This is a genomic window from Hydrocoleum sp. CS-953 (assembly GCF_002260545.1).
In the GTDB taxonomy this organism is placed as follows: domain Bacteria; phylum Cyanobacteriota; class Cyanobacteriia; order Cyanobacteriales; family Microcoleaceae; genus Trichodesmium.
Window position 1 is genome coordinate 1 of sequence record NZ_LGSU01001027.1, and the last position, 6141, is coordinate 6141.

Consider the following 6141-nt stretch of genomic DNA (forward strand, 5'->3'; position numbering starts at 1 on the left):
AGTAGGGGAGTAGGGGAGAATTAACCAATACTTAACTTAATTTACTATTTTATCAATCATATTTGCACAATAAAAATCCTATAAACTTATGAAAATTTTACGAAATTATCTGACAATTATACTTAGCATATTTACCCTGCAAAACTTTGCTTTAGCAGAAACAAATACTCTATAATATAGAATCCGCTTGAATAGTCGTCCGCAGCGACGAAGCGGAAGCAATCTCCGCGCACCCCTGAGATTGCTATCCGTTCCGGAATGCTCCGCAAACCTTCCACTCCGTTCCAGTCGCAATGACTTGGANGCAATCTCCGCGCACCCCTGAGATTGCTATCCGTTCCGGAATGCTCCGCAAACCTTCCACTCCGTTCCAGTCGCAATGACTTGGATATACTAATTATCCGGATTTTATATAAAAGAAACAGAAAAATTTCCAGTTATATCAAATCCGGATAATATCAAATCCGCTGACTACGGTTCCCGATAAATCGGAGTGATATAATTCTACCATCAGAAAAGAGCGAAAACTCCTAGTTTATGGAGGGTTTGGAGACCAAACCCCTACGGTCTTGAATTCTACCGATACTACCGCATTTGATATGATATAACTGACCAATACTTAATATTTTATCAATCATATTTGCAAATAAAAAATCCTATAAATCCTATAAAATTATGAAAATTGTGCTAAATTATCTGATAATTATACTTAGCATATTTGCCCTGCAAAACTTTGCTTTAGCAGAAACAAATACTCTAGAAAAAAAACCGAAAAATTCCCAATCAGAAAAAATATTTCCTATTAACTACCAACCTGAAACACCAGGGGAAAAATTAGCAGCAGCAGACCGACTTTATTTAGCAGGNATCCTATAAAATTATGAAAATTGTGCTAAATTATCTGATAATTATACTTAGCATATTTGCCCTGCAAAACTTTGCTTTAGCAGAAACAAATACTCTAGAAAAAAAACCGAAAAATTCCCAATCAGAAAAAATATTTCCTATTAACTACCAACCTGAAACACCAGGGGAAAAATTAGCAGCAGCAGACCGACTTTATTTAGCAGGAGAAAAAGTAGCAGCAGAAAAACTTTATCGAGAAGTAAAAGAACCATTTTCTGAAGATATTGAAGCTAAAGTTAATCGCCCTCAACCAATTTACGAACTGACAGAATTACCTGTAAAAGCTCAAAAATATTGGGAACAAGTACAGAAAGGTTTAGCCAGAAATATAAAAAGTCAAATATTCGTATCTTTAGAATTATTAGTAAAAGAATATCCAGAATTTATTCCAGGTCATATTCAACTTGCAGAAGCATTTAAAAATTATAAAGAAAGAGAGTTAGCTTTAGAAGTATTAAATCAAGCAGTAGCTTTATATCCCAACGAACCAGAATTAGTTAAAGCCACAAGTGCCGCCCTAGCAGATGAAAAACAATGGTTAGAAGCTACTTTATTTGCTCAACAATTTGCTTTAATGAATCCCGAACATTCCCAAGTTAATGAATTTAATCAATTAGCAGAAACCTATAGAAAAAAATTTCAATCTCAGCTCAAATCAAGATTAAGAAGAAATACAATTGCTAATGTTGTTACTGGGGCATTAGGGGTAGCTCTTACAGGCAATCCATTTGCAGCTATGAATGCAGTTCAAACAACAGCAATGATGCTCCAAGGTGAATCAAGAATTGGCAAAAATATAGCCAAGTCTGCTCAAAAACAATTACCAATGATTGAGGATGAAGAAATTATNCAGCTCAAATCAAGATTAAGAAGAAATACAATTGCTAATGTTGTTACTGGGGCATTAGGGGTAGCTCTTACAGGCAATCCATTTGCAGCTATGAATGCAGTTCAAACAACAGCAATGATGCTCCAAGGTGAATCAAGAATTGGCAAAAATATAGCCAAGTCTGCTCAAAAACAATTACCAATGATTGAGGATGAAGAAATTATTGAATATGTCAATAATATGGGCGAAAAACTTGCGGAAATGACAGGTAGAAATGAATTTGAATATAATTTTTATGTAGTGAATGATGAAAACCTCAATGCTTTTGCTTTACCAGGAGGGCACATATTTATAAATTTGGGAGCAATAATGAAAACCAATTCTGAAGCAGAATTAGCAGGTTTGCTTGCTCACGAACTGGCACATACTGTATTATCCCATGGATTTAAGTTAATGTCTGAAGGTAATTTAGTTACTAGCATTGTACAATATATTCCCTATGCTGGTGGTACAGCTAGTAATTTAATTGTGGTTAACTATAGTCGTAAAATGGAACGTCAAGCAGATGTGTTGGGAACGCAAATTTTAGTATCAGCAGGTTATGCTGCGGATGGGGTGAGAAATCTTATGGTTACTCTTAATGAAGGAAAAGAAGATCTTGGTATTCTTGCTTGGTTATCTACTCACCCAGAGACAGCAGAAAGAGTCCGTTATTTAGAAGAATTAATTGTTAATAATGGTTATAATCGTTATGCTTATGAAGGAGTTGTATATCATGGCAAAATGCGGTCAAAAGCTAAAGCATTATTAGTAGAAAAGAAAAAAGATTTTTCAGAAATTTAGAGTATTGACTTAATCGTAGTTGCGCTTCAGCAATGCAAATATAGGGATAAAAGCAAAGGGCGCGGACATTTCTAAAAGGAATATTAAATCTAGGTATAGTGGCCTGACACCCCTAAAATTTTGCAATAGTAGGGGCGGGTTNAAATTTAGAGTATTGACTTAATCGTAGTTGCGCTTCAGCAATGCAAATATAGGGATAAAAGCAAAGGGCGCGGACATTTCTAAAAGGAATATTAAATCTAGGTATAGTGGCCTGACACCCCTAAAATTTTGCAATAGTAGGGGCGGGTTCAGCCTTAAATTAACGAGTTTAAGCATCAGATAAAATAAACCCGCCCCCAAAATCTAACGCACAAAATTAATTAGATGTATTAGTCTAGTAAGGGTAGGCTATGGGACAATACTTATGAGTCGCGAAGCAAACTCTTCCTAGTAAATTTACAGAAACAACCGATCAAAAAGCTTCACTAAACTTCAGTATCTTGACTATTGTGAGTTAAGATATAAATCAATTAATATATTCAGCACTTACGCAAAGGTACTATCTATAGATTTAAAAAACTATTCCGTAATAGTTTTGAGCGCTATATATAGCGTATCTGCGTAAGTCCTAATATTAAAATATTGTTAATCTATCAGGACTGACCCAAAGCATCTATAAATTCTGTTTTTCGTAGGAGCAATTTCCGTTTGTCATGCTCCGAAACATGAATTGCCCCTACGGATAGCGTTTCTGCGTAAGTCTTGTATATATCTCAACTGGCTGCGCGATCGCCTCAGTAGAGCGATATATTTGGCTTTGTTCCCTCCTAGTCAGTTTTCTGATAGCTCCTATTTATCTCCTTCATCATTATTTCTGATATGAAACCCACTATTATAGAATCTTACAGTATATCTGCCCTCACCATAATTTTAGGAGCATTGGCTTTAGCTCCCGCCAACTCCCAACCGATAACTCCGGCCAACGACGGCACCAACACCACCGTTACCCCACAGGGCAACCAATTTAATATCGAAGGCGGGACTCAGAGTGGAGCTAATCTCTTTCACAGTTTTGACCAATTTAATGTCCCCACTAACCAAACCGCAAATTTTCTGACCACCCCAGACACCCAAAACATTCTTGGGCGAGTTACAGGAGGTGCTTCTTATATTAATGGTCTCATTCAAGTCCTCGGTGGTAACTCCAACCTCTTCCTGATGAACCCCGCAGGCATAATGTTTGGCCCAAACGCCAGCCTGAATATACCCGCCTCATTCAGCGTTACGACTGCTACAGGAATTGGTTTTGACAATAATAATTTCTGGTTTAAAGCAATGGGAACTAATGACTACTCAAATTTAGTCGGAAACCCTAGTGGCTATAGATTTAACGTTTCAACTCCAGGCGCAATAGTTAATGAAGGNATTCAGCGTTACGACTGCTACAGGAATTGGTTTTGACAATAATAATTTCTGGTTTAAAGCAATGGGAACTAATGACTACTCAAATTTAGTCGGAAACCCTAGTGGCTATAGATTTAACGTTTCAACTCCAGGCGCAATAGTTAATGAAGGAAATTTACACTCTGGAGAAAATCTTACTTTATTAGGTAGAACAGTTATTAATACTGGAGAACTTTCGACAACAAACGGAAATCTTACCATCGCAGCAGTAGAAGGTGGTAGTGTCTTGAGAATATCTCAACCAGGACATTTATTAAGTTTAGAAGTAGATTCCAGAATAGAAGATATTTCTAATTTAGACACTCTATCTTTACCAGAATTATTGACAGGTGGAGAAGAAAAAAACGCCACATCTATTANAAGGTGGTAGTGTCTTGAGAATATCTCAACCAGGACATTTATTAAGTTTAGAAGTAGATTCCAGAATAGAAGATATTTCTAATTTAGACACTCTATCTTTACCAGAATTATTGACAGGTGGAGAAGAAAAAAACGCCACATCTATTATTGTTAATAGTAATGGTGAATTAGAATTAACAGATAATACAATAATTGCCGATACACCAGGAAATGTATTTATTTCTGGAAAGATAGATTTATCAAATCAAGAGTCAGAAAGTAGAGGAAAGTTAGAAATTAAGAGCGCAGTCAATGTGACATTAAAAGAAAATATTTCTGCGGATGGTGCGATAAATATTGAAGCGACGGGAGATATTATTGCTACGGGTAGTGGAATTAAAGGTGGTGGAGAAAGTGTTTCTTTGTCTGCCACTAATATTCGGATAAATGATGAATTTGATGAAACTTCTGGGGATGCGGATATTAAGTTAGAGGCGACAAATGATATTACTGTTGAGGATATAGAGGATGATGTGTTGGAATTTCAACCTGGGGGTGGCGAGATAGAAATTCGTGCGGATGTGGATGGGGATGGAGTCGGTGTTGTGGAGATGTTGGATAATGAGGCGGATGTTGGGAGTAACCCCGATACCTTTGAGAATGGGGCGGATACTATTAAGACAAATGGGCGGAATTTGACTATTGCTGGTGCAGGTATTGTTTTGGGGAATATTGATACTTCTGGGTTGCCTATTTTTTCTGGTGGGGAGTTGTTGGCAACTATAGATGTGGATGAGGGGGGAGCGATATCAGCAGAAGGTACAGATACTGCAACCTTTACTTTTACTGTAGATGGTGACTTAGAAACTGTAAAGAATCTAGATGTACGCTTTTCTGCGGAGCATATTTTTAATTCAGACTTAGAAGTTTATCTGAAATCACCCGAAGGGCAGGAAGTAAAATTGTTTGCTGGTGTTGGTGGTAATGGACAAAACTTTCAAGATACTGTTTTGGATGATGATGCTTCTAGAAGTATTGACTCTGGGTTTGCTCCGTTTGATGGTACATATCAGCCCCAAGGAAGTTTAGCAGAATTTAATAGAGAAAACCCCAATGGAACTTGGATTTTGAGGGTTACAGATAATTTTGAAGAAGATAGTGGCACTTTGTACAGAGCAGGTGATGGTGCACCTTGGGGAACTACCACAGGTACACAACTGTTGTTGCGTAATTCTACTACTTTAGTAAGTGGAGGAGGAAATAGTGGAGGAAATAGTGGAGCAATTAATCTAGAAGCAACTCATGGTGACATTAATGTAGGAAATATTCGTAGTTTGAGCGAAACTGCTGATGGGGGAAGAATTAACCTAAAGGCTAATAACAATATTATGACAGGTCTGATTAATTCTAGTGCTGTTGAGGGAATTGGGGGTGATATTAATCTTAATGCTATATCTGGTAATATTAATACATTTTCATTAGATACTTCATCTATTGATGGAAATGGGGGTGAGATTACTATCTCGACTCAGACTGGTGATATCAATACCCATGGTGATATCAATACCCAATCGCTCAATTCCAGCTCGTCGTCTAGGAATGGGGGTGAGATTACTATCTCGGCTCAGACTGGTGATATCAATACCCAATTGCTTAGTTCCAATTCGCCTTATGGGAATGGGGGTGGTGAGATTACTATCTCGACTCAGACTGGTGATATCAATACCCAGTCGGTTGACTCTTCGTCGTCTAGGAATGGGGGTGATATAACTATCTCG

The 6141-nt window shown here is 37.4% G+C and carries 2 protein-coding genes and 1 pseudogene; all 3 read left to right on the forward strand.

What is annotated here, in order from left to right; all coding sequences use genetic code 11:
• The first annotated feature begins 1975 nt into the window (after positions 1-1975).
• Positions 1976-2578 carry a M48 family metalloprotease gene (locus tag AFK68_RS14880; protein WP_256386567.1) on the forward strand — a complete coding sequence of 201 codons (603 nt, stop codon included), beginning with the start codon at positions 1976-1978 and terminating at the stop codon, positions 2576-2578.
• Positions 2579-3439: 861 nt separating this feature from the next.
• Positions 3440-3984, forward strand: a pseudogene (locus AFK68_RS41785) (filamentous hemagglutinin N-terminal domain-containing protein); the annotation flags it as partial.
• A gap of 990 nt (positions 3985-4974) precedes the next feature.
• The coding region (locus AFK68_RS41795) for a proprotein convertase P-domain-containing protein (RefSeq protein WP_246844206.1) at positions 4975-6141 on the forward strand (1167 nt) is incomplete at its 3' end.

What these genes read in the sequence shown, in the direction of transcription:
- AFK68_RS14880 (WP_256386567.1), top strand. Translation starts at nt 1,976, where the DNA reads ATGGGCGAAAAACTTGCGGAAATGACAGGTAGAAATGAATTTGAATAT.